A 23,597-nucleotide genomic window follows, 5' to 3' on the forward strand; every position below is an offset into this window, starting at 1 on the left:
ATCTTTATGTTCACTGGAGGATCTGTAATGACCACGGAAAAAGTTAAGTACGGCGTACATTCCGAAGCCGGCAAACTGCGCAAAGTCATGGTGTGTTCCCCAGGTCTGGCCCATCAGCGGCTGACCCCCAACAATTGCGACGAACTGTTGTTCGATGACGTGCTCTGGGTTGCCCAGGCCAAGCGGGACCATTTCGACTTCGTCACCAAGATGCGCGAACGCGATATTGATGTGCTGGAAATGCACAACCTGCTGACCGACATTGTTGCCATCCCCGCAGCCCTGGACTGGATCCTGGAGCGCAAGATCACTGCCGATACAGTTGGCCTGGGCCTGGCCGATGAAGTCGGTTCCTGGCTGCGCAGCCTGGAGCCGCGCAAGATCGCCGAGTTCCTGATCGGTGGCGTGTCGGCCGATGACCTGCCGAGCAGCTTTGGTGGCAAGACCATCGAGATGTTCCGCGACTTCCTCGGCCACTCAAGCTTTATCCTGCCGCCGCTGCCCAACACCCAGTTCACCCGCGACACCACCTGCTGGATCTACGGTGGCGTAACGCTCAACCCGATGTACTGGCCGGCGCGACGTCAGGAAACCCTGCTGACCACCGCCATCTACAAGTTCCACCCCGAGTTCACCAACGCCGACTTCCAGATCTGGTACGGCGACCCTGACCTGCAACACGGTGCAGCCACCCTGGAAGGCGGCGACGTGATGCCAATTGGCAACGGCGTAGTCTTGATCGGTATGGGCGAGCGCTCGTCCCACCAGGCCATCGGCCAACTGGCGCGCAACCTGTTCAAGAACAAGGCCGTGGAAAAAGTCATCGTTGCCGGCCTGCCGAAATCCCGCGCCGCGATGCACCTGGACACCGTGTTCAGCTTCTGCGACCGCGACCTGGTCACCGTCTTCCCCGAAGTGGTAAGCCAGATCGTTCCTTTCACCCTGCGCCCTGACGAAAGCAAGCCCCACGGCATTGATATCCAACGGGAGAAAACCAACTTCCTCGACACCGTGGCCGCAGCCCTTGGCCTCAAGACCCTGCGCGTAGTGGAAACCGGCGGCAACAGCTTCGCCGCCGAACGCGAACAGTGGGATGACGGCAACAACGTGGTAGCGGTAGAGCCTGGCGTGGTGATCGGTTACGACCGCAACACCTACACCAACACCCTGCTGCGCAAGGCCGGTGTGGAAGTCATCACTATCAGTGCCGGTGAACTGGGCCGCGGCCGTGGCGGTGGCCACTGCATGACCTGCCCAATCATCCGCGATCCTATCGACTACTAAACGACCGTCTCCCCGGTCGGCACCTACCCGATGCCGACCGGGCCGATTACCGAATCCAAGGAGAATCATCATGGCGTTCAACATCCACAACCGTAACCTGCTGAGCCTGGAACACCACACCCCGCGCGAGCTGCGCTACCTGCTGGACCTGTCCCGCGACCTCAAGCGCGCCAAGTACACCGGCACCGAGCAGCAGCACCTCAAAGGCAACAACATCGCGCTGATCTTCGAGAAAACCTCGACCCGCACCCGATGTGCCTTCGAAGTCGCAGCCTATGACCAGGGCGCCAACGTCACCTATATCGACCCGAACTCGTCGCAGATCGGCCACAAAGAAAGCATGAAAGACACCGCCCGCGTACTCGGGCGCATGTACGACGCCATCGAATACCGTGGCTTCAAGCAGGAAATCGTCGAAGAACTGGCGAAATTTGCCGGGGTACCGGTGTTCAACGGCCTGACCGACGAGTACCACCCAACCCAGATGATCGCCGACGTGCTGACCATGCGTGAACACGCTGACAAGCCGATCCACGACATCAGCTACGCCTACCTGGGCGACGCCCGTAACAACATGGGCAACTCGCTGCTGCTGGTCGGCGCCAAACTGGGCATGGACGTACGCATCTGCGCACCCAAAGCCCTGTGGCCCCACGATGACCTGGTCGGTCGCTGCAAAAAATACGCGGAAGAAAGCGGTGCACGCATTACCCTCACCGAAGACCCGAAAGCGGCGGTCAAGGGCGTGGACTTTATCCACACTGACGTCTGGGTCTCCATGGGCGAGCCAGTGGAAGCCTGGGCCGAGCGTATCGAGCAACTGCTGCCGTACCAGGTCAATGCCCAACTGATGAAAGCCACCGGCAACCCACGCACCAAGTTCATGCACTGCCTGCCGGCGTTCCATAACAGCGATACCAAGATCGGCAAACAGATTGCCGAGCAGTATCCGCACCTGGCCAACGGCATCGAAGTGACCGACGACGTGTTCGAGTCCCCAGCCTGCATCGCCTTCGAGCAAGCGGAAAATCGCATGCACACCATCAAGGCGATCCTGGTTTCGACGCTGGCTGACTTGTAATCCAACACCGCTCCCACTGATGTAACACGGTCAATGTGGGAGCGGGCTTTATGCGGCCTTGCCCGCGATGCAGTCACCTCGGTCTGCCAGGCATATTGAGGTGATGCCATCGCAGGCAAGCCAGCTCCCACATAAAGCCAGCTCCGACATTTTGTCCGGTGTTCACAAAGCCGCACTCTAAAAGGACAACCGCTATGCGTATCGTCGTTGCTCTGGGCGGTAACGCCCTGCTCCGCCGTGGTGAACCCATGACTGCGGACAACCAACGCGCCAATATCCGGATCGCCACCGAACAGATTGCCAAGATCCACCCCGGCAACGAGTTGGTGATCGCCCACGGCAATGGGCCGCAAGTCGGCCTGCTGTCCCTGCAAGCCGCCGCCTACACCCAGGTCTCGCCCTACCCGCTGGACGTGCTGGGTGCCGAAACCGAAGGCATGATCGGCTACATCATCGAACAGGAACTGGGCAACCTGCTGGACTTTGAGGTGCCATTCGCCACCCTGCTGACCCAGGTTGAAGTGGACGCCAACGACCCGGCCTTCCAGAACCCGACCAAGCCGATCGGCCCGGTCTACTCCAAAGCCGAAGCGGAAAAACTGGCCGCCGAAAAAGGCTGGGCGATTGCCCCTGATGGCGATAAATACCGCCGGGTAGTGGCCAGCCCACGGCCCAAACGCATCTTTGAGATCCGCCCGATCAAGTGGCTGCTGGAAAAGAGCAGCATCGTGATCTGTGCCGGCGGCGGCGGCATCCCGACCATGTATGACGAGAACGGCAAGCTCAAGGGCATCGAGGCCGTGATCGACAAAGACCTGTGTTCCTCGCTGCTGGCCCAGCAACTGGAAGCAGACCTGCTGGTGATCGCCACCGACGTCAACGCCGCCTTTATCGACTTCGGCAAGCCGACGCAAAAGGCTATCGCCCAGGCCCACCCCGACGACATGGAAACACTCGGCTTCGCCGCCGGCTCCATGGGGCCCAAGGTCCAGGCCGCCTGCGAGTTCGCCCGCAACACTGGCAAAACCGCAGTGATCGGTTCACTCTCGGACATCGAAGCGATCGTCCAGGGCACCGCCGGTACCCGTATCAGCACGGCAAAACCTGGCATCACCTACTTATAAATACACCCCGGGCGGCTGTTGCAGCCGCCCTTCTCCAATGCCTTGTTAGGGAGAGACGCCTATGGCCATTTTTGAACCCGGTCACTTGCATGTTGAACGCCACGCCTTGAATGCCCAGGACCACAGCTACGACCTGTGCATCGACTATGAAGTCAGCCAGGATCCAAAGGAAGGCAAGGGAATGCTCTTCAAGATGCATGGTTCGGTGCAGGGCAAAGAGCTCAAGGAAGAATTCTTCCTGCCCAAGGACCAGGCCTTCGACTTTGCCCGCCATGCCATGAACATCGCGCAGAAATACGGCATGCCGAAAACCGCGGTCCTCAACGGAGGCATGCATAAACAGTACGACCTGATGTTCGAGGATGTGCGCCACCAACTGGATGTAAAGCCGGGCGATCCGATCAAGCCTGAACACCTGGAATAACCACTGCTCCACGGCCAAAACAGATCAAATGTGGGAGCCAGCTTGTGTGGGAGCTGGCTTGCCTGCGATGAAGGCACCTCGATGTATCAGTCACACCTCGATGAGGCTATCGCAGGCAAGCCAACTCCCACATTTTTGATCTCCACCGTCGCTCAGGCATACTGGCCACCCTCCGCATTGCAGAATCAAAGTCCGCCCCATGCGTATCCACGTCAGCTTCATCGACCGCGTCGGCATTACCCAGGAAGTCCTGGCCCTGCTCGGTGGGCGCAATCTCAACCTGGATGCGGTGGAGATGATCCCGCCCAACGTCTACATCGACGCGCCGACCCTGAGCGTGGAGGTGCTGGAAGAGTTGCGCGACGCGCTGTTCAGCGTCCATGGCGTACAGGCGGTGACGGTGGTGGATATCCTTCCCGGCCAGCGCCGCCACCTGCAACTCGACGCCCTGCTGGCGGCCATGACCGACCCGGTCCTGGCCCTGGACAGCGCCGGCAAGGTGCTGCTGGCCAACCCGGCGCTGATCGCCCTCTATGGCCGCGAGCCGGCTGGCGAAAGTATCGCCGAGCTGTTTGACGATCCGGCACTGCTGGAAGCCTTGCTCGAACATGGCTTTCGCCTGCCCCTGCGCGAGATCAGCGTCAACGGCCAGACCTTGCTGCTGGATGCCACGCCGATTACCGATGCCGGCGCGCTGCTGACTTTGTACCAACCCAATCGCATCGGCGAGCGGCTCTCGGCGCTGCACCATGACCATGCCGAAGGCTTCGATGCGTTGCTGGGCGAGTCCGTGGCCATCCGCACCCTCAAGACCCGTGCGCAACGGGTGGCGGCCCTCGACGCCCCGCTGTTGATCCAGGGCGAGACCGGCACCGGCAAAGAGCTGGTGGCCCGCGCCTGCCATGCCATCAGCGCACGCCACAGCTCACCGTTCCTGGCGCTGAACTGCGCGGCGCTGCCGGAAAACCTCGCCGAAAGCGAGCTGTTCGGCTACGCCCCCGGCGCCTTTACCGGCGCCCAGCGCGGCGGCAAGCCAGGGCTGATGGAACTGGCCAACCAGGGCACGGTGTTTCTCGATGAGATCGGCGAGATGTCGCCGTACTTGCAGGCCAAGCTGCTGCGTTTTCTCAATGACGGCAGCTTTCGCCGGGTCGGCGGCGACCGCGAGGTCAAGGTCAATGTGCGCATCCTCAGCGCCACCCACCGCGACCTGGAAAAGATGGTCAGCGAAGGCACCTTCCGCGAAGACCTGTTCTACCGCCTCAATGTGCTGAATGTGGAAGTACCGCCCCTGCGCGAACGTGGCCAGGACATCCTGCTGCTGGCCCGCTACTTCATGCAGCAGGCCTGCGCGCAGATCCAGCGCCCGGTCTGCCGCCTGGCTCCAGGCACCTACCCGGCGCTGCTGGGCAACCGCTGGCCGGGTAATGTGCGCCAGTTGCAGAACGTGATCTTCCGCGCCGCCGCCATTTGCGAAAGCAACCTGGTGGACATTGGCGACCTGGATATCGCCGGCACCTCGGTCGCCCGCCAAAGCGACGGCGAGGTGAACAGCCTGGAGCAGGCCGTCGAGGACTTTGAGCGCAGCCTGCTCGAAAAGCTCTACAGCACCTACCCCTCGACACGTCAGTTGGCCAACCGTCTACAGACGTCTCACACCGCTATCGCCCATCGGTTGCGCAAATACGGCATCCCCGGCAAACCCTGATCACCACAGGACCCTGCGTCCACGCTGGATCACCGCCCCCGTCGCGCTGAAAAACAGCTGCTGGGCCATGGCTGGACTGATCCGCGAATAGTAGATCGCAATCACATCGCTGTCGGTCTTGTCGGCCAGGCTGCGAAAGCTCATAAAGCGTTGTTCCGGCCGTTTCAAATGGCCGGCGCTGTATGGCGCGTTGGCCGCCTCACGTGTGCGGTAATGAAAATGGGCGTAGGCCAATACCTTGCCGCCAGTGTCCTTGACCAGGTATTCCTGCAGGAAATCATTCTCCCGTTTAAGCGCTATGCGCCCCTCTATCGGTAGGATTTGCACCTCATTCTGGCTCTTGAGGTAGGCAATCCCCTCTTCATCAGGTGCCAGGCGCTTGACCATCTCGATACGGATCAGCCTGCCGTGCTCCGCCAGGCGGCTGGAGGCCTGCCCCAGCTCCTTGAGCAGGGGCTCCTGCGTTTGGCTTTGCTCCTGCCCCAGGGCCTTGCGGATCTTATCGGCCACCCCATTGATTTTCCCGGCATGCCGTAACAATCGGGCCTCGACGCTGGCGGGCTGGCTGGAGAGGCGCGCTTCGTTACGCGCCTGCTCAAGCACAGTCGACTGGCGCGCCAGCAGCTTGCGCCCATCGTCCCTGAGCCTTTCCAGGGAGCGCACCGGGCGCACTGGCGGCGTACGGGCCTGGGTGATTGCCTCAAACTCATCACTGCCAGGCGCCTGCCGAAAGCTCGCCACCACACTCTGATCGACCGGATTGATGACATCAACAATGTGCTCGTTCATCTGCGGCGTACGCGCCCGAACCTGGCCCACCAGATAGCGGCTCTTGCGGTCACGGATCAGGCGCTTGCCAGAGCCAAGCGCGGGCCCGGGCGCGCGTGCAGGAGTCTGCTCGCGCTCACGCAGCAGCGCCGCCAGGGAACCGCGCGCTTCATGCTCCAAGGCGTTGAGCATGCGATTCAAGCGCTCGATGCTGCCCTCATAGAGCAGGTCGGAATCCATGTCGCCGTACTCACGCAGGGACGCTTGGGTGTTGTCATAGTCGAGCAAAATCGCGTCATAGCCGTCGATGCGCTGTTGCACACTCAGGGGGCCTGCCTCCTGCAGGTTTTTTTGTGACTGCACCGATTGGGTCGCCTCATCGACCAACGAGCCGATCCGGATGAAATCCTCATATTCCTCGGGCTTCGGCGGCCTGCGCACTATCACCCCGCCCAATGCCTTCAACTGCAACGACTTCCAGTCCAGCGGCGTGCCAAGCGTGGAGGGAAGCAAGGCTTCAGGCCGCGAGTCATACCCGGGTACCTGGGCCAGCCTGGCATAGTTGTTTCGCTCCAGGATGCTCAAGTCGATCAGTTGGTCGTTGTAGCCAATAATTGCCTGCATCGACTCGACGAGCGTGTGGTGCGCAGCCTGAACAACGGCTACGTCTTCATGCTCCAGCTGTTCACCCAACTGGCTGCGACGCTCACCGGGAAACACCTCGTTCGAGCGGTTTGCGATCAGCATTACCATCTGCACACGCAGGGTCTGGACAAGGTCCTCCAATTGCAGAATCTTTTCCGGCTCGAACCGCTCCACGGGTTTGTTGGCATTTTTTGCGATCAACGCGTCCAGCCGGTTGAACTGCGCCCGGCTTTGTTTCTCCAGGGCGGCCAGATAGCTGGCCCGCAGCGCTTGCAGGGATGGATCAAAGAGTTTTTGCTGATCGCCGCCGTGGGCGTGTTCAAAGCGCTCTTCAGCGGCCGCCGCAGCTTTTTCAGCCTCCATCAGGCGTTCCGTCATCTCTTGATAATGATGTTCAAACATCTGGTTCTGACGCTGGATATTGGCGCGGCGGCTGGCAGCCGACAGCTTGGGATGGCCACCGAGCAATTGCAGGCCCAGGTCGACTTTCCACACCCCGCGTGAATCTTTCCTGAGCCAGGGGCCGGCGCGCTGGGGGTTTCTCAGGTCCACGATGCGCCAACGCCCATCCACCTGCTTGCCCCCATACAGCAGGCTGTCAATCAACAGGTAATCTTCATGACTGACCGTGCCGCCGGCGCGCCGCACCGCGACCCGGCCGCGTATAGGGCTGTCTGGCGAGCTGACCGTGGGCGTTCCCGGCCACTGCTCGCCCGGCCCTGGGGACCAGCGGAAGGTCTCAAGCTGTGCCTGTTGCGCGGGATCAAGGCGCAACCGCGCGTTGGCCCAGGAAAAGTCCATGCCCGTGACATCGGCCAGTGAACGCTGCCAGGCAAACGTCGACGGCGTCTGCTGGACATGCCTGACCGCCGTGGTTTCGATCGCGCCAGTAGACAGTGGCCGGGTCTCACTCAACCGCAAACGCTGATCAAGGCTGACCACCGGGCTCAACAGCAGGCCGGCCAGGCTGCCGAGCAAATCGACCAGGGCACCGGCGGTGTCTTCCTGACTGGCTGCGGCCGGCAAAGCCAGCACCGTGCGAAAGCTGACATACACCTGGGACAACCACCCCGCCACTGCCACCGATCCCCTGAGCAGGGGCAGCAGGGCATTGAAGATCTGCCAGAGATTATTCTTGAACAGCGTCCAACGCAGCGCCTCGATAGAGGTGGCGCGTTTTTCGGCGGACTGCCAAAGGCTCCTGGCGTTTTCATCAAATACCGTCTCAAGAAACACCCCAGGTACTGGCTCGTCGCTGAGCAATGCCGGGCTGGCCGCAGCGTGCTCGCTGTATTCGTCCCCCTGTAGAAAGCGCTGGACATGGGGGCTTGAAAACCCGCCGTTGGCAAACAATGCGCGGCTGTTTTCAGACAGTTGCTCAAGCACCACCGCCTGCAGGTCACTGCCCGTTCGAGTGATCTCGTCGAGCAGCGCCTGGCGGCTGGCGAACTGCTGGAGCAGCGCCTCGGCCTGATCAGGCCGGTACAGAATATGGGGCAACGGGCTGTTATCCCGCGGACCGATGACAAACAGGTTGCTGGCTTTATGCACCGTTCCCCCGGCATGCGTCAGAAAAGCCAAGGGCCGGGCGATGATCACTTGGTTCCCGACCGCCCGCTTGAGCGGGTCGCTCTGCAGCAAGGCTTGCACCACCTCTGCGCCGGGCGGGGTAAACCCGTTGCGTTGGCGCAGGCTGTTCTCAAGGGCGCGCAATGGAAGCTGCAAGGCCATCTGCTCGACAAACAAGCGTCGGCGCCGTGCAGACTCTGCCGGGTCCGACACCAGCGCCCGTTTGAGTAACGCGGGGTAATGCCGCCCCACATCGACCGTCTCAATCAGTTTTTCCAGGTACGCCGGCCTGATCCACGCGGCAACCTCCTGCCCCGGCGCCGCCTGATGGGCGATCTGCACACTGGCATAGGGGGTAGCAAAGGGGTTTTCCAACGACCATGAGGTCAAGGACTTGGTGGTGCGCTGCGTCCAGCCCACCGTGGCGCCTTGGGTGCGTTCAAACGTCAGCAGGTAATCATCCGGATTGATCGCGGTTTCTTGCGGGAAATCCAGGCGCATCTGGCGTTGCAGCGCTTGGCGGGCATACACGTCAATCGGCTCCAGCCCGTCGAGAAACGATGCACCGCCCGTGCGTTTTTGCAGGAGTGCCAGACGCTCCAGCCATTGGCCGTAGGTGTTCCGGTCGGCCCCGCTGGCGACCTGCAACCACAGCGGCAACTGCTCTTCGTGGGGCTGCTGGAGGTAATCGCCCTCGAACCACACCTCGGGTGCGGTGAGTTGGCTGAACAGGCGCTTGTAGCTGTCGACGCCGGGCAGGGCCGACCAATTGAGCTGCTGCAACGCCCTTAACTGGCGCTCCAGCAAGGTCTGGGCCTGTGCATCGAACACATCACCTTGCGGCTCCTTGAGCACCCAATTGACGAGCCGTCCGGGGGTGTAGTGGCTCATGTAGCGCGGCAGCAGGCTGCCCAACTCGTCCAACGCAGTCAGTTTGAGCAGGCTTATCGCGGGAACATAAACCAGGTTGACCTGTTGCTGCGCGACCTGACGCTGCAAGACCAACAAAGGCAGCCACTCGCCGGGCCGTCCCTCCTGGCCGGCATAGACTTGATAGATCCGCAGTACATCGGCCCCGCCCAGCGCTTGCCGGTCCACCTGATGACCCCACAACTCCTGCGGCCCGTCCCCCAGCCCCAGCAGCGCGCTTGCTTGCTGCGGTGTCAGGGGCGGAGTCTGCCGGGCGCTGAGCAAACACTCACGCAACTGCGTGCCGACTGCGCCCCAGCGACTAAGCCCTGCATCGCCGGGGGCAGGCGCGTTCCAGTAGGCCACCAGCCTTGCGTTAAAACCGGCGAGCAACTGGGGGGCCAGGGCGTTGAGCATGAACTCAATATCATCGACCGACACCATATCGGTTATCGGCACGAAGCCATGGCTTATGGAACTGACCAACAGGCAGTGATGACCGGCCACGTAGTTCAGCACTTCGCTGCTCATGCAGCGCCTGATCAAGGCATCACCCAGGGTCGTGAGCTGGGTATAGCTGTCAGCGCCGGCTTGAGCGGGCTGCCTCACGCCGATCCAGGTGATGTTGGCCCGTAAACGGGAGGCCGCGAACCCCTCGGCGATCCAGTCCTGGACCATGGACTCGGCCACTTGCGTCAACGTCGGGCGCTGGGCAAACAGGCGCCGGAGAAAATCGCGGGATGCGTTTAGCTGGGAAGTGCCCTGAAATGCCGCTATTGAATGGCTCATGCCGCGCGTCCTAATCATTGGATAACGGCAAAATAAGCCGCCCCCTGCCGGCCCGTGCGCTACATACATCTCGCGCAGCCGTATCGAAAACGCTACAGCGGAACGTTTTCAATACACGCCTGGTCCGCCTTCGCCATGCAAGGCTTTGATCCAAATAGGCTTTTTTTCCACTGTCGATCCGTAGCGATTTCGCTACAGGGCGCGTCCCTCACTCACCACCACATATCCATAAACAATTGATTAATAACAATAATTTTATATTGGCCGCATTTTTGCTAAGGACTCTCCCATTCCAATCCCGTCCACCAGACGATTCTGGCCCTGAGGAGTTTCCATGAGCGAATTGCGTTTTACTGAAGATCACGAATGGCTGCGTGCCGAAGCTGACGGCAGCGTCACCGTAGGTATTACCGCGTTCGCGCAAAACGCCCTGGGTGATGTGGTTTACGTGCAACTGCCGGAGCTGCAGGCCTACGAGCAGGGCGCCGAAGCCTCCACTGTGGAATCGGTCAAGGCCGCCAGCGGCGTGTACATGCCCCTGACCGGCGAAGTGCTGGAAGTCAACGACCAGCTCAGCGAAAGCCCGGAACTGGTCAACGAAGACCCGACGGGCGAAGGCTGGTTCTTCCGCTTTAAACCGGCTGACGCCGATGCAGTAGCTAAGCTGTTGGATCAGGATGCGTACGACCGCCTGATCAAAGCCAACGCTGAAGCTTGAGGAGCGCGCCATGAGTATCAACCTGAGCACCGCCAACGAATTTATCGCCCGCCACATCGGCCCGCGCCAGGACGACGAGCAACAGATGCTCGCGACCCTGGGTTTTGACTCCCTGGAAGCCTTGAGCGCCAGCGTGATCCCGGAAAGCATCAAGGGCACCGCCGTGCTGGGCCTGAGCGACGGCCTGAGCGAGGCCGATGCACTGGCCTCGATCAAGGCCATCGCCGCCAAGAACCAACTGTTCAAGACCTACATCGGCCAGGGCTATTACAACTGCCACACGCCGTCGCCGATCCTGCGCAACCTCCTGGAAAACCCGGCCTGGTACACCGCCTACACGCCTTACCAGCCCGAGATCTCCCAAGGCCGCCTGGAAGCGCTGCTGAACTTCCAGACCCTGATCAGTGACCTTACCGGCCTGCCGATCGCCAACGCATCCCTGCTCGACGAAGCCACTGCCGCCGCCGAGGCCATGACCTTCTGCAAGCGTCTGAGCAAGAACAAGGGCAGCAACCAGTTCTTTGCCTCCGTGCACAGCCACCCGCAGACCCTCGACGTGCTGCGCACCCGTGCCGAGCCGCTGGGCATCGAGGTGGTAGTGGGCGACGAGCGTGAACTGACGGATGTCAGCCCGTTCTTCGGCGCCCTGCTGCAATACCCGGCCAGCAACGGTGATGTGTTCGACTACCGTGAATTGACCGAGCGCTTCCACGCCGCCAACGCCCTGGTGGCCGTGGCCGCCGACCTGCTGGCCCTGACCCTGCTGACCCCACCGGGTGAGTTCGGTGCCGACGTGGCCATCGGCAGTGCGCAGCGCTTCGGCGTGCCGCTGGGCTTTGGTGGCCCGCACGCCGCTTACTTCTCCACCAAGGACGCGTTCAAGCGTGATATGCCGGGGCGTCTGGTCGGTGTGTCCGTAGACCGTTTCGGCAAGCCGGCCCTGCGCCTGGCCATGCAGACCCGCGAGCAACATATCCGCCGCGAAAAGGCCACCAGCAACATCTGCACCGCCCAGGTACTGCTGGCCAACATTGCCAGCATGTACGCGGTGTACCACGGCCCCAAAGGCCTGGTGCAGATCGCCACGCGCATTCATCACCTGGCCGCAATCCTCGCCAAAGGCCTGGGTGCCCTGGGCCTCAAGGTTGAACAAGAGACGTTCTTCGACACCCTGACCCTGGCCACCGGCGCCAACACTGCGGCCCTGCACGACCAGGCCCGTGCCCAGCGCATCAACCTGCGGGTCGTGGACGCGGCACGCCTGGGGCTGTCGGTGGATGAAACCACCACCCAGGCCGATATCGAAACCCTGTGGAGCGTGTTCGCAGGCGGTAAAGCCCTGCCGGACTTCGCCGCCCTCGCCGCCAGCGTCGACAGCACTCTGCCGGCCGCGCTGCTGCGCCAATCGCCGATCCTCAGCCACCCGGTGTTCAACCGCTATCACTCGGAAACCGAGCTGATGCGCTACCTGCGCAAGCTGGCCGACAAGGACCTGGCGCTGGACCGCACCATGATCCCGCTGGGCTCGTGCACCATGAAGCTCAACGCTGCCAGTGAAATGATCCCGGTGACCTGGGCCGAGTTCGGGGCCCTGCACCCGTTCGCCCCGGCCGAGCAAAGCGCCGGCTACCTGCAACTGACCACTGAACTGGAAGCCATGCTCTGCGCGGCCACCGGCTACGACGCCATCTCCCTGCAGCCGAACGCCGGTTCCCAGGGCGAGTACGCGGGCCTCTTGGCGATCCGTGCCTATCACCAGAGCCGTGGCGAAGAACGCCGCGATATCTGCCTGATTCCTTCGTCGGCCCACGGCACCAACCCGGCCACCGCCAACATGGCCGGCATGCGCGTAGTCGTCACCGCGTGCGATGCCCGTGGCAACGTGGACATCGAAGACTTGCGCGCCAAGGCCATCGAGCACCGCGAGCACCTCGCCGCGCTGATGATCACCTACCCGTCGACCCACGGCGTGTTCGAGGAAGGCATCCGCGAAATCTGCGGGATCATCCATGACAACGGCGGCCAGGTGTATATCGATGGCGCCAACATGAACGCCATGGTCGGCCTGTGCGCCCCGGGCAAGTTCGGCGGCGACGTGTCGCACTTGAACCTGCACAAGACCTTCTGCATCCCCCACGGCGGTGGCGGCCCGGGCGTTGGCCCGATTGGCGTCAAGTCGCACCTCACGCCATTCCTGCCCGGCCACGCGGCCATGCAGCGCAAGGAAGGCGCAGTCTGCGCAGCGCCATTTGGCAGTGCGAGCATCCTGCCGATTACCTGGATGTACATCAGCATGATGGGCGGTGCGGGCCTCAAGCGCGCTTCGCAGCTGGCGATCCTCAATGCCAACTACATTTCCCGTCGCCTGGAAGAGCACTACCCGGTGCTGTACACCGGCAGCAACGGCCTGGTGGCGCACGAGTGCATCCTGGACCTGCGCCCGCTCAAGGACAGCAGCGGCATCAGCGTGGATGACGTGGCCAAGCGCCTGATCGACTTTGGTTTCCATGCCCCGACCATGTCGTTCCCGGTGGCCGGCACCTTGATGATCGAGCCGACCGAAAGCGAATCCAAGGAAGAACTGGACCGCTTCTGCGACGCCATGATCGCTATCCGCGAGGAAATCCGCGCGGTGGAAAACGGCACGCTGGACAAGGACGACAACCCGCTGAAAAACGCGCCGCACACGGCAGCTGAAATCGTCGGTGAATGGAGCCACCCGTACAGCCGTGAACAGGCGGTGTATCCGGTAGCGTCGTTGATCGAAGGCAAGTACTGGCCGCCGGTCGGCCGGGTCGACAACGTGTTTGGCGATCGCAATCTGGTATGTGCGTGCCCGTCGATCGAGAGCTACGCGTGATCTGACTGAAGAGACGCAGTCAGTGTAGGAGCTGGCTTGCCTGCGATAGCCTCACCTCGGCGCCACTGATAGACCGAGGTGTCTGCATCGCAGGCAAGCCAGCGCCTACACAAGCCCGGCTCCCACAGTGATCGCATTGCGCAGGACAGCTTGCTTCCAATAATAAGAAACCGGAGAACAACTCATGTCTTTAAGCGTGTTCGACCTGTTCAAGATTGGCATCGGACCCTCCAGTTCCCACACCGTTGGCCCGATGCGTGCCGCCGCCCGCTTCGCCGAGGGCCTCAAGCGGGACGACCTGTTGCACGCCACCACCTGCGTCAAGGTGGAACTCTACGGTTCACTCGGCGCCACCGGCAAAGGCCACGGCAGTGACAAGGCCGTGCTGCTCGGCCTGGAAGGTGAACACCCGGACACCGTCGACACCGAAACCGTGGCCGCGCGCCTGGTGCAGATGCGCGGCGACGCTCGCTTGAACCTGCTCGGTGAACACAGCATTGCGTTCAACGAGAAAGAACACCTGGCGATGATTCGCAAACCCCTCGCCTACCACCCCAACGGCATGATCTTTCGTGCGTTTGACGCAGCCGGCATCCAGATCCGCAGCCGTGAGTACTACTCGGTGGGCGGTGGTTTTGTGGTGGATGAAGACGCGGCCGGCGCCGACCGGATCGTCGAAGACGCCACGCCCCTGACCTTCCCTTTCAAGCACGCCAAGGATTTGCTTGGCCATTGCACCACCTATGGGCTGTCCATCAGCCAGGTGATGCTGACCAACGAAAGCGCCTGGCGCCCGGAAGCCGAGACCCGCAGCGGCCTGCTGAAGATCTGGCAAGTCATGCAGGACTGCGTGGCGGCCGGCTGTCGCAATGAAGGCATCCTACCCGGTGGCTTGAAGGTCAAGCGCCGTGCGGCCGCGCTGCATCGCCAGTTGTGCAAGAACCCGGAATCGGCGCTGCGCGACCCGCTGTCGGTGCTGGATTGGGTCAACCTGTATGCCCTGGCGGTCAACGAAGAAAACGCCAACGGCGGGCGCGTGGTCACGGCGCCCACCAACGGTGCCGCCGGGATTGTGCCGGCGGTGTTGCATTACTACATGCGCTTTATCCCCGGCGCCAATGAGGACGGGGTGGTGCGCTTCCTGCTGACCGCCGCGGCCATCGGCATCCTCTACAAAGAAAACGCCTCGATCTCCGGGGCTGAGGTCGGCTGCCAGGGCGAAGTGGGCGTGGCCTGTTCCATGGCCGCCGGAGCCTTGTGTGAAGTGCTGGGCGGCACCGTCTCCCAGGTGGAGAACGCCGCCGAAATTGGCATGGAGCATAACCTCGGCCTGACCTGCGACCCAATTGGCGGCCTGGTGCAGGTGCCCTGCATCGAGCGCAATGCCATGGGTTCGGTGAAGGCGATCAATGCGGTGCGCATGGCCTTGCGCGGTGATGGGCAGCACTTCGTGTCCCTCGACAAGGTGATCCGCACCATGCGCCAGACCGGCGCCGATATGAAAAGCAAATACAAGGAAACCGCCCGTGGCGGTTTGGCCGTCAACATTATCGAGTGCTGATGCTTATAAACGCGCCAGCACGTTTTTCAGGAGCTGAATATGTCCACCGAAACCCTGTTGAAAACCCCGCTGCACGCCCTGCACCTTGAACTGGGCGCACGCATGGTGCCGTTCGCCGGTTATGACATGCCGGTGCAATACCCCCTGGGCGTGATGAAAGAACACCAGCACACCCGTGAACAGGCCGGGTTGTTTGATGTGTCGCACATGGGCCAGATCCGCCTGACCGGGTCCAACGCCGCCAAGGCCCTGGAAACCCTGGTGCCGGTGGATATCATCGACCTGCCCGTGGGCATGCAGCGCTACGCCATGTTCACTAACGACCAGGGCGGCATCCTCGATGACCTGATGGTCGCCAACCTGGGTAACGACGAGCTGTTTCTGGTGGTCAACGCCGCCTGTAAGGATCAAGACCTGGCGCACCTGCGCCAGCATCTGGGCGACCAATGCCAGATCGAGCCACTGTTTGAAGAACGTGCCCTGCTGGCCCTGCAAGGCCCGGCAGCGGTGAAAGTGCTGGCGCGCCTGGCGCCGGAAGTGACCAAGATGACCTTTATGCAGTTCGCACCCCTGCGCCTGCTGGGGGTCGAGTGCTACGTCAGCCGTTCCGGCTATACCGGCGAAGACGGTTTTGAGATCTCGGTGCCTGCGGCCAGTGCCGAAAGCCTGGCCCGTAGCCTGCTGGCCGAAACTGAAGTCGAAGCTATCGGCCTCGGCGCCCGCGACTCCCTGCGCCTGGAAGCCGGCCTGTGCCTCTATGGCCACGATATGAACACCGAGACCACGCCGATTGAAGCCAGCCTGCTGTGGGCGATTTCCAAGGCCCGTCGCGCCGATGGCGCGCGTGCCGGGGGCTTCCCGGGGGCAGATCGGATTTTCACCCAGCAGCAAACCGGCGTCAGCCGCAAGCGCGTTGGCCTGCTGCCCCAGGAACGCACCCCGGTCCGTGAAGGCGCCGAGATTGTCGATGAACACGGCACCGTGATCGGCCGTGTGTGCAGCGGCGGCTTTGGCCCGAGCCTCGGCGGCCCGCTCGCCATGGGCTACCTCGACACGGCCTTTACCGCGCTGGAGAGCGAAGTCTCTGCATTAGTACGTGGGAAAAAGGTGCCACTTCGTGTAAGTAAAATGCCATTCGTGCCACAACGTTACTACCGTGGCTGATCGACTGTTCCTATAAGTAACGCGGTTGTGTTCATTTGCACTAATCTGTAACGCAACCGCCATAAAACAGTGCACTGACGATAGTCAATGTTATATCGATTAACCTATAACAAGTGACCCACGCTATCGAATAACACAGTGCCGCAATGTTGACCGAAGTGTCATGAAGGCGAGTAAATACGTGGCTTGCAGAGGGCTTGTTTTTTCTGTGTTAGTTGTCGTAGAGTTTGCCCACTGTGTTTGCATGGGTCGCTTTGAACCTGGACCTGGGCAGTAGCCAAAGTTTGCTACAACCCGTTCGACGTCTCTTACTTTCCTGCAACCCAGCCCAGTACTCTTTCAGGTGAAAGGGGCTGTCATTAATTTTTAGCGTCAAGGAAATAAGAAAATGGCTGAACGTCAGAGCGGTACCGTCAAGTGGTTTAACGACGAGAAAGGTTTTGGTTTTATCACTCCAGAAAGCGGTGCGGATCTGTTCGTGCATTTCCGCGCTATCCAGGGCAACGGTTTCAAGAGCCTGAAAGAAGGCCAAAAAGTGACCTTCATCGCCGTGCAGGGCCAGAAAGGCATGCAGGCTGACGAAGTACAAGCAGAAGCCTGATCCTTACTGCGACAAAAAGCCTCTGATGGTGACATCAGAGGCTTTTTTATGTGCGTTTGTCCGTAAAATGGCTTTTTTCCTCCAGAGAGCCGAGCCATGTCGAAACACCTGCTAAGCCCCCAAGGCGAATTCCCCGCCGTTGGCCTGGGCCGTCGTCTGGCAGCGATGTTCTATGACTTCCTGTTGTGTACCGCCCTGCTGATCGTCACCGCCTTCCTCTATAAGCTGGTGTGGATTGCCTTTGTCGGTGAAGCGAAGATGCGCACGCTCTCGGAGTCTGGCGCCCTGGACGGTGATCCGTTGCTGTCGACGATTCTGTTTTTTGTGCTGTTTGGCTTCTTCGCCAAGTTCTGGACCCATTCCGGACAGACCCTGGGCATGCAGGTGTGGGGCGTACGTGTGCAGAATGCGGACGGCTCGCGCATCAGCCTGTGGCAGGCGCTGTTGCGTTTTGTGGTGTCGATTGCGTCGTGGTTGTGCGCGGGGCTGGGGTTTATCTGGTCGCTGGTGGACAAGAAACAGCGGGCCTGGCATGACATCTATTCGGACACGCAATTGGTGCGGATCCCGAAGAAAAAGAAATAGCCCCAGGCCAATAAGATCCAAATGTGGGAGCGGGCTTGCCCGCGATGGCGGTGTGTCAGTCACTACATGTGCAGACTGATCCACCGCTATCGCGGGCAAGCCCGCTCCCACATTTTTTGCTGCATCAGCCGTGGATCAGGCGTTGCCCGCCAGCTTCAGGCGGGCCGCCTGGGTAAAGTCCAGCATGCGCTTGAGTGGGCGCACGGCATGGGGGATCAAGGACGGCTCGACAAAGATCTCGTTGCTGCCTTCCCGCAGGCATTGCAACGTGCGCTCCAGGGTATTCATCGCCATCCACGGGCAGTGCGCACAACTGCGGCACGCCGCGCCGTTGCCGGCGGTTGGCGCTTCGACAAACACCTTGTCCGGGCACAACTGCTGCATCTTGTAGAAAATGCCGCGGTCAGTGGCGACGATAAACGTCTTGTTCGGCAAGCGCTGCGCCGCCGCAATCAACTGGCTGGTGGAACCCACGGCATCGGCCAACTCGATGACCGAGGTCGGTGACTCCGGGTGTACCAGGATCGCTGCGTCCGGGTACAGCGCCTTCATGTCTTCCAACTGCTTGGACTTGAACTCCTCGTGGACGATGCAGGCACCGTCCCACAGCAGCATGTCGGCACCGGTCTGGCGCTGGATATAGGTGCCCAGGTGCTTGTCCGGGCCCCAGATAATGGTCTCGCCGTTATCCATCAGGCTTTCGACGATTTCCAGGGCGCAACTGGAGGTCACCACCCAATCGGCACGGGCCTTGACCGCCGCCGAGGTGTTGGCATACACCACCACGGTGCGTTCCGGATGCTGGTCGCAGAACGCCGAGAACTCTTCCACCGGGCAACCCAGGTCCAGGGAGCATGTGGCTTCCAGGGTCGGCATCAGGATGCGCTTTTCGGGGGTGAGGATTTTCGCTGTCTCGCCCATAAAGCGCACGCCGGCGACCAGTACGGTCTTGGCCGGGTGGGCGGCGCCGAAGCGGGCCATTTCCAGGGAGTCGGAAACACAGCCACCGGTTTCTTCGGCCAGGGCCTGAATCACCGGGTCACAATAGAAGTGCGCCACCAGCACCGCGTCTTGAGCCTTGAGCTCGGCAGCAATGGCAGAACGTAAGCTTGCCTCTTGCTCGGCACTGAGCACCTTGGGCTGCTTGGCATCGAGGTGGGCTTGGACCAGAAGGCGTTCGGAAATTTGCGTCATGTTCGCAAGACCTGCAGGCGCAGTTGCGCGAAAGTCGAGTGTACCACCGGCTCCGGAGCCCTTCGGGCACCGCCGGACGAAGTGATTGTGTTCATCAAGCACGGGTTAAGGTGAAGCTGCGCAAGGCTACAGAATATCGAATAGATTCAAAAGCCTAATATGCCGCAAAACGCCTACCCGGCGGGAGCATACGGGTGATATCCCGCGACATTGGCATCGTTTAGGGCGCAGGGACATTGCCCATTTCCCTGGCCAGGTCCAACCAGGCTCGTGCAGCCGGCGGCAGATGAGCATTGCGCCGCCAGGTCAAAGCAATATGCCAGTCGGTCTGAGGCTCATCCAGGGCAATCAGGGCAATGCCGGCATGCAAGTGTTTGTAGGCCAGCATGCGCGGTAGGAAGGCGACTCCCAGGCCCGCGCCCACCAGGTCGACGATAAAGTCGATCTGGGCGCTGCGCACCGAAACCTTCGGCGATACACCGCGACGCTCGCAGGCGGAAAGAATGATGCGGTTCAAGGCAAAACCGGCTTCGAACAGTATGAATGGCGAGTCGGACAGGTCGGAAAAATCCACACTCTCACGCCCGGCCAATGGATGGCTGCTGGGCAGGACGACCATCAGCGGCTCGACGCGCACGTCCTGATACTCAAACTCGCCCTCCACCGGCACCAGTAGCGCAGCCACATCCACCTCCCCCGCTTGCAGGCACTCACCCAGCTTCTTGCTACCGTGCTCGATCAGCTCAATCTCTATCTGTGGGTAACGCTGGCGGTACACTGCAAACATCGCCGCAAACAATTCACCACTGCCCACCGGCGGCAAGCCAATGCGCAATACGCCACGCTTGAGCCCCAGCAGGTCGTTGATCTCGGCGACCAAGTCACTGCGCTCGGCGAGCAACACCAGGGCGCGGCGGTAGGCAATTTCACCGGCTGCTGTCAGTTCGCTCTTATGGCCGATACGACTGAACAACGGCGTGCCCAACTCTTCTTCAAGGGTCTTGACCGCTTTGCTGACGCTCGATTGGGTAAGCGAAACCATCTCGGCCGCCTGTGAGAAACTGCCTTGGCGCACCACTTCGACAAAGGCTCGCAGCGTTCGCAGGTTCATGACTATTCCATTTGCGACTTGAATGAAGTTGTAAAAGTTGTTTTTACCATGAAATGCCTTTGACTATCCTCCACCCACCGTTTTCTTTATTCCGGGGCCTCACTGTTCATGATCATTTCGTCCGCATCGGATTACCGCGAAGCCGCACGCCGCAAACTGCCGCGTTTCCTGTTCGACTATATTGACGGTGGCGCGTACGCCGAGCACACCCTCAAGGCCAACAGTTCGGACCTGGCAGACATCAGCCTGCGCCAGCGTGTCCTGCGCAACGTCGAAAGCCTGAGCCTGGAGACCACGCTGTTCGACCAACCGCTGGCGATGCCGGTGGTCATGAGCCCGGTAGGCCTGACCGGCATGTTTGCCCGACGCGGGGAAGTCCAGGTGGCCAACGCGGCGGCCAATAAAGGGGTGCCGTTTTGCCTGTCGACCGTGTCGGTGTGCCCGATCGAGGAAGTAGCGTCGCAGACGGCGCAGTCGATCTGGTTTCAACTGTATGTATTGAAAGACCGCGGCTTCATGAAAAACGCCCTGGAGCGTGCGCAAGCCGCCGGGGTGAAAACCCTGGTGTTTACCGTCGACATGCCCACCCCCGGCGCCCGCTACCGTGATGCCCACTCCGGCATGTCCGGCCCGTACGCCGCCCAGCGGCGCATGTTGCAGGCCGTGACCAAACCGGCCTGGGCTCTTGATGTAGGGCTGATGGGCCGCCCCCACGACCTGGGCAATATCTCCAAATACCTGGGCAAGCCGACCCACCTTGAAGACTACATCGGCTGGCTCGCTACCAACTTCGACCCCTCCATCAGCTGGAAAGACCTGGAGTGGATCCGCGAGTTCTGGAAGGGCCCGATGATCATCAAGGGCATCCTCGACCCACAGGACGCCAAGGACGCGGTGAGTTTCGGCGCCGACGGCATCGTCGTGTCCAACCACGGCGGCCGCCAGCTCGATGGTGTGTTGTCCACCGCCAAGGCTCTGCCTGAGATTGCCCAGGCGGTTGGCAGCGACCTCACGGTGCTGGTGGACTCCGGGGTGCGTTCGGGGCTGGACGTGGTGCGCATGCTCGCCCTCGGCGCCCGTGGCGTATTGCTGGGACGAGCGCCTGCTTATGCGCTGGCTGCCGATGGCCAGCGCGGTGTAGAGAATCTGCTGGATATCTTTGCCAAGGAAATGCGCGTGGCCATGACCCTGACCGGGGTTACGTCGATTGCGCAGATTGATGAGTCAATCCTGGTGCGCGGGCAGATCTGACCCGCCAGCCTCAGGCTTCGCTGATTTTGCTGACACTGGTGATCTGTCCATTCCAGACCATCTCGTAATGGGCGGCCTGGACAATCGACGACACCGGCCTGGGTGTCAGCAACGCCCAGCAGTGATCGCCTTCTGAGCGCACCGACAGGTAACGAAGGCCGGGACAACCGGCCTTCTTTAGCGCGCCCCCCAAGCGCTGGGCGTAGCTGTAGTCGTCAGGGTCGTAGATCGGATCGCTCATCGGCACCGACGTCGCATCCTTCATGGCGTCGCCGGCAAAGGTGCAAGACAGCCCCCGGAAAACAAAGCGCTCATAGTTAAGGCCATGAACTCCGGACCAATACTGGTTCTGGTGATAACGCACTTCTGCCAGTGCCGTCTCGACCGTGGCCGCCAGGTACAGCACGCCAAAATCACCCGCGCTGAAACGCGATCCGGCCGGATTGACGTGGGTGAACGGGGCAATGGCGTAGGAACATCCCACAATCCCGAAGGGGATTTCCCTACGGGGTATCAGCTCGATCCGACCGACCTCATTGCCCAATCGTGGGTTGGTCAGGGCCTGGATCTGATAGAGCGCCTCAAACTCGTCGGCATCCGCCACATCGTCAAACAACGCAATCGGCGGGAATTTGGAATTGACCAGGCGATAGGCGTGCAACGGCCCGCTGGGCAAATCGCCCAACTGGCTCACCTTCACCATTGCGCACCACGCAACACGTCAATACGGCGGAAGGTCTCGTACAGGGAAATCATATCGCCCTGGGCCATAACCTCGAGGGGCGAGCGCCCGTTGAAAAACGCATTGTCGTTGGCCATCGCCGCAAAGCCGTACACGTTCTCGGGGTTATCGAACACCATGCGCAGCGTGGCGTGGATGTTCAGCACAAAACTGATGCGCTGCATCTGGTCGGCATCCAGGCTCACCGACCACGCGGCATCGCGCTGCCGCGCACGGGTATAAGTGCTGCGCGAGATACGCAGGATGCGACAGGCCTGGTCGCTGCTGGCCTGCCATTTTTCCAGGATGCCCACGGCCGCCCGGAGTCCGGCGACACATTGCTCCCGGGTGAAGGGCTGTGCTTGAAGGGCTAGGCTCATGGTTGCCACCTCGGAATTAATCTATAGATTCAAATATAGACAATATGAGTCTACAGAGCAAACCAGCGTTGGATAAACGTCAGCTATTACAACCAAAACCATCAGCAGTGTGGTTTTTGTATTTCGAATCGCACTTTACCGCCTGATGGGTGAGAATGGTTCCCGTCTACCTCTTCCCAATCTCTTTGTGCACGAGCCCCCAAGAAATGGAATTCAACGCGCCTTCTTCGTCCCGCTGGCTCCTGGCCTTGTTCGGTGCAAGCCTGCTGTCACTGTCCGGCTGCCAGAGCCACACCCCCGAACAGGCGGCAGCCTCAGCGGCAGCACAGCTGCAACAAAAAGACGAAAAATTCGTCACTACGTTCCAAACGATATTGCGCGGCTATGCCCTGGCCGCCAATGAACAGGAACTGACGGGGGTGATGAATATGATCCTGACCGTCGATGCGCAGAACCACGTAGTGGACTGCTCAGCCCAACGCGGAACCCTGCTGCCCAACGAGGGCCAGAACAACCTGCGCCAGGCCAAGCTGGCCAAATTGGTCACCGAACTGTGCTGGACCACCTTGTTTCCCGAAGTCTCGCCCAAGGTCTTCGCCGATGCCAAGGACACCCAAAAGATTATCGCCCCCATGGTGTTCACCCCTCTGATTGGGCTTTCGGAAGAACAGCAACAACTGCAGAAAAAGCGCATCGACCTCTACCGGCAGATCCGCTTCTTCCGTGAGCAATTGTTTGTCGGGCATGACCCCCAGAGTATTGGCGTCGCGAGCTTCCACTTCATCGCCGATGCCCAGGGCAAAGTGAGTGAGTGCATGGTCAACCTGAATCAAAGCCCGTACCGCTCACAAGGCTTCAAGGTAGATAGCGCGTTGCAGCAGCGCCTTGTCACGCAGTGCAAACGACTGGACTTGCGACAGATGCCGGGGTTTGCCAACTACCCTCAAGGCCTGCCCCAGGGTTACGTGGAGGTGGACTACAGCCCTTGGATGAATGGAGCCAAGCAACTTTGAGCCTAGGGTTGGGGCGCGGTTCAGGGGCAGCCGAAGCCCATCTTCAGCCGATCGACATCAACCCACCCACGAAATGAATGGTCGCCGCAGACGGCTGCATGTCTAACCGGCAAGCAGCACGTCACGCTCCCAGAGAG

Annotated in this window: 18 protein-coding genes; 13 read left to right on the forward strand and 5 right to left on the reverse strand. The window is 61.0% G+C overall.

Annotated features, from left to right (window positions below; all coding sequences use genetic code 11):
- Window positions 1-27 precede the first annotated feature (27 nt).
- From arcA to HBR93_RS00240, 5 genes are all read left to right on the forward strand, one after another.
- On the forward strand, window positions 28-1,284 hold the full coding sequence (gene arcA, locus HBR93_RS00220; protein WP_115128819.1) for an arginine deiminase: 1,257 nt from the start codon (window positions 28-30) through the stop codon (window positions 1,282-1,284).
- 70 nt (window positions 1,285-1,354) lie between these two features.
- Entirely contained in the window at window positions 1,355-2,365 is a 1,011-nt protein-coding gene (locus HBR93_RS00225) for an ornithine carbamoyltransferase (protein WP_029296316.1), read from the forward strand.
- A gap of 194 nt (window positions 2,366-2,559) precedes the next feature.
- A complete protein-coding gene (gene arcC / locus HBR93_RS00230; RefSeq protein WP_057439999.1) occupies window positions 2,560-3,489 on the forward strand; it encodes a carbamate kinase in 930 nt (309 codons plus the stop codon).
- A 61-nt stretch (window positions 3,490-3,550) separates the two neighbouring features.
- Window positions 3,551-3,913 (forward strand): DUF5064 family protein, encoded by a 363-nt coding sequence (locus HBR93_RS00235; RefSeq protein WP_057440000.1) that lies wholly within the window; start codon window positions 3,551-3,553, stop codon window positions 3,911-3,913.
- Between the two features lie 199 nt (window positions 3,914-4,112).
- Complete coding sequence (locus HBR93_RS00240; protein WP_057440001.1) at window positions 4,113-5,621, forward strand: sigma-54-dependent transcriptional regulator; 1,509 nt, start codon at window positions 4,113-4,115, stop codon at window positions 5,619-5,621.
- Here the strand turns inward: HBR93_RS00240 and HBR93_RS00245 are convergent, their stop codons facing one another.
- The gene (locus tag HBR93_RS00245) at window positions 5,622-10,301 is read right to left on the reverse strand and encodes a hypothetical protein (RefSeq protein WP_169959662.1); all 4,680 of its coding nucleotides are present in this window, start codon (window positions 10,299-10,301) and stop codon (window positions 5,622-5,624) included.
- A 334-nt stretch (window positions 10,302-10,635) separates the two neighbouring features.
- Between HBR93_RS00245 and gcvH the strand changes: the two genes are divergently transcribed.
- The 6 genes from gcvH to HBR93_RS00275 all read left to right on the forward strand — a co-directional run bounded on the left by gcvH (window position 10,636) and on the right by HBR93_RS00275 (window position 17,790).
- The gene (gcvH, locus tag HBR93_RS00250) at window positions 10,636-11,019 is read left to right on the forward strand and encodes a glycine cleavage system protein GcvH (RefSeq protein ID WP_057440003.1); all 384 of its coding nucleotides are present in this window, start codon (window positions 10,636-10,638) and stop codon (window positions 11,017-11,019) included.
- Between the two features lie 10 nt (window positions 11,020-11,029).
- A complete protein-coding gene (gcvP, locus tag HBR93_RS00255; RefSeq protein ID WP_169959663.1) occupies window positions 11,030-13,879 on the forward strand; it encodes an aminomethyl-transferring glycine dehydrogenase in 2,850 nt (949 codons plus the stop codon).
- 184 nt (window positions 13,880-14,063) lie between these two features.
- A complete protein-coding gene (locus tag HBR93_RS00260; RefSeq protein WP_057960516.1) occupies window positions 14,064-15,440 on the forward strand; it encodes an L-serine ammonia-lyase in 1,377 nt (458 codons plus the stop codon).
- Between the two features lie 39 nt (window positions 15,441-15,479).
- On the forward strand, window positions 15,480-16,604 hold the full coding sequence (gene gcvT, locus HBR93_RS00265) for a glycine cleavage system aminomethyltransferase GcvT (protein ID WP_169959664.1): 1,125 nt from the start codon (window positions 15,480-15,482) through the stop codon (window positions 16,602-16,604).
- 388 nt (window positions 16,605-16,992) lie between these two features.
- Window positions 16,993-17,205 (forward strand): cold-shock protein, encoded by a 213-nt coding sequence (locus tag HBR93_RS00270; protein ID WP_029241865.1) that lies wholly within the window; start codon window positions 16,993-16,995, stop codon window positions 17,203-17,205.
- Window positions 17,206-17,301: 96 nt separating this feature from the next.
- A complete protein-coding gene (locus tag HBR93_RS00275) occupies window positions 17,302-17,790 on the forward strand; it encodes an RDD family protein (protein ID WP_029300279.1) in 489 nt (162 codons plus the stop codon).
- A gap of 135 nt (window positions 17,791-17,925) precedes the next feature.
- Here HBR93_RS00275 and nadA read toward each other — a convergent pair whose 3' ends face one another.
- Both nadA and HBR93_RS00285 read right to left on the reverse strand, forming a co-directional pair.
- On the reverse strand, window positions 17,926-18,984 hold the full coding sequence (nadA, locus tag HBR93_RS00280; protein ID WP_029300280.1) for a quinolinate synthase NadA: 1,059 nt from the start codon (window positions 18,982-18,984) through the stop codon (window positions 17,926-17,928).
- Window positions 18,985-19,204: 220 nt separating this feature from the next.
- Entirely contained in the window at window positions 19,205-20,095 is an 891-nt protein-coding gene (locus HBR93_RS00285) for a LysR family transcriptional regulator (RefSeq protein ID WP_057440005.1), read from the reverse strand.
- 108 nt (window positions 20,096-20,203) lie between these two features.
- Between HBR93_RS00285 and lldD the strand changes: the two genes are divergently transcribed.
- Window positions 20,204-21,346, forward strand: a complete 1,143-nt coding sequence (lldD, locus tag HBR93_RS00290) for an FMN-dependent L-lactate dehydrogenase LldD (protein WP_120734006.1) — start codon at window positions 20,204-20,206, stop codon at window positions 21,344-21,346.
- Window positions 21,347-21,356: 10 nt separating this feature from the next.
- Here the strand turns inward: lldD and HBR93_RS00295 are convergent, their stop codons facing one another.
- Both HBR93_RS00295 and HBR93_RS00300 read right to left on the reverse strand, forming a co-directional pair.
- A complete protein-coding gene (locus HBR93_RS00295; protein WP_057444165.1) occupies window positions 21,357-22,049 on the reverse strand; it encodes an RES family NAD+ phosphorylase in 693 nt (230 codons plus the stop codon).
- On the reverse strand, window positions 22,043-22,447 hold the full coding sequence (locus HBR93_RS00300) for an antitoxin Xre-like helix-turn-helix domain-containing protein (RefSeq protein ID WP_057440007.1): 405 nt from the start codon (window positions 22,445-22,447) through the stop codon (window positions 22,043-22,045). Before HBR93_RS00300 ends, HBR93_RS00295 begins: the two co-directional genes overlap by 7 nt.
- 206 nt (window positions 22,448-22,653) lie before the next feature.
- On the opposite strand from HBR93_RS00300, the gene HBR93_RS00305 reads away from it, so the two are divergent.
- Window positions 22,654-23,460 carry a hypothetical protein gene (locus HBR93_RS00305; RefSeq protein WP_115128826.1) on the forward strand — a complete coding sequence of 269 codons (807 nt, stop codon included), beginning with the start codon at window positions 22,654-22,656 and terminating at the stop codon, window positions 23,458-23,460.
- Window positions 23,461-23,597: the final 137 nt, after the last annotated feature.

This window comes from Pseudomonas sp. WS 5411, from assembly GCF_012985595.1.
GTDB classification, from domain to species: domain Bacteria; phylum Pseudomonadota; class Gammaproteobacteria; order Pseudomonadales; family Pseudomonadaceae; genus Aquipseudomonas; species Aquipseudomonas shahriarae.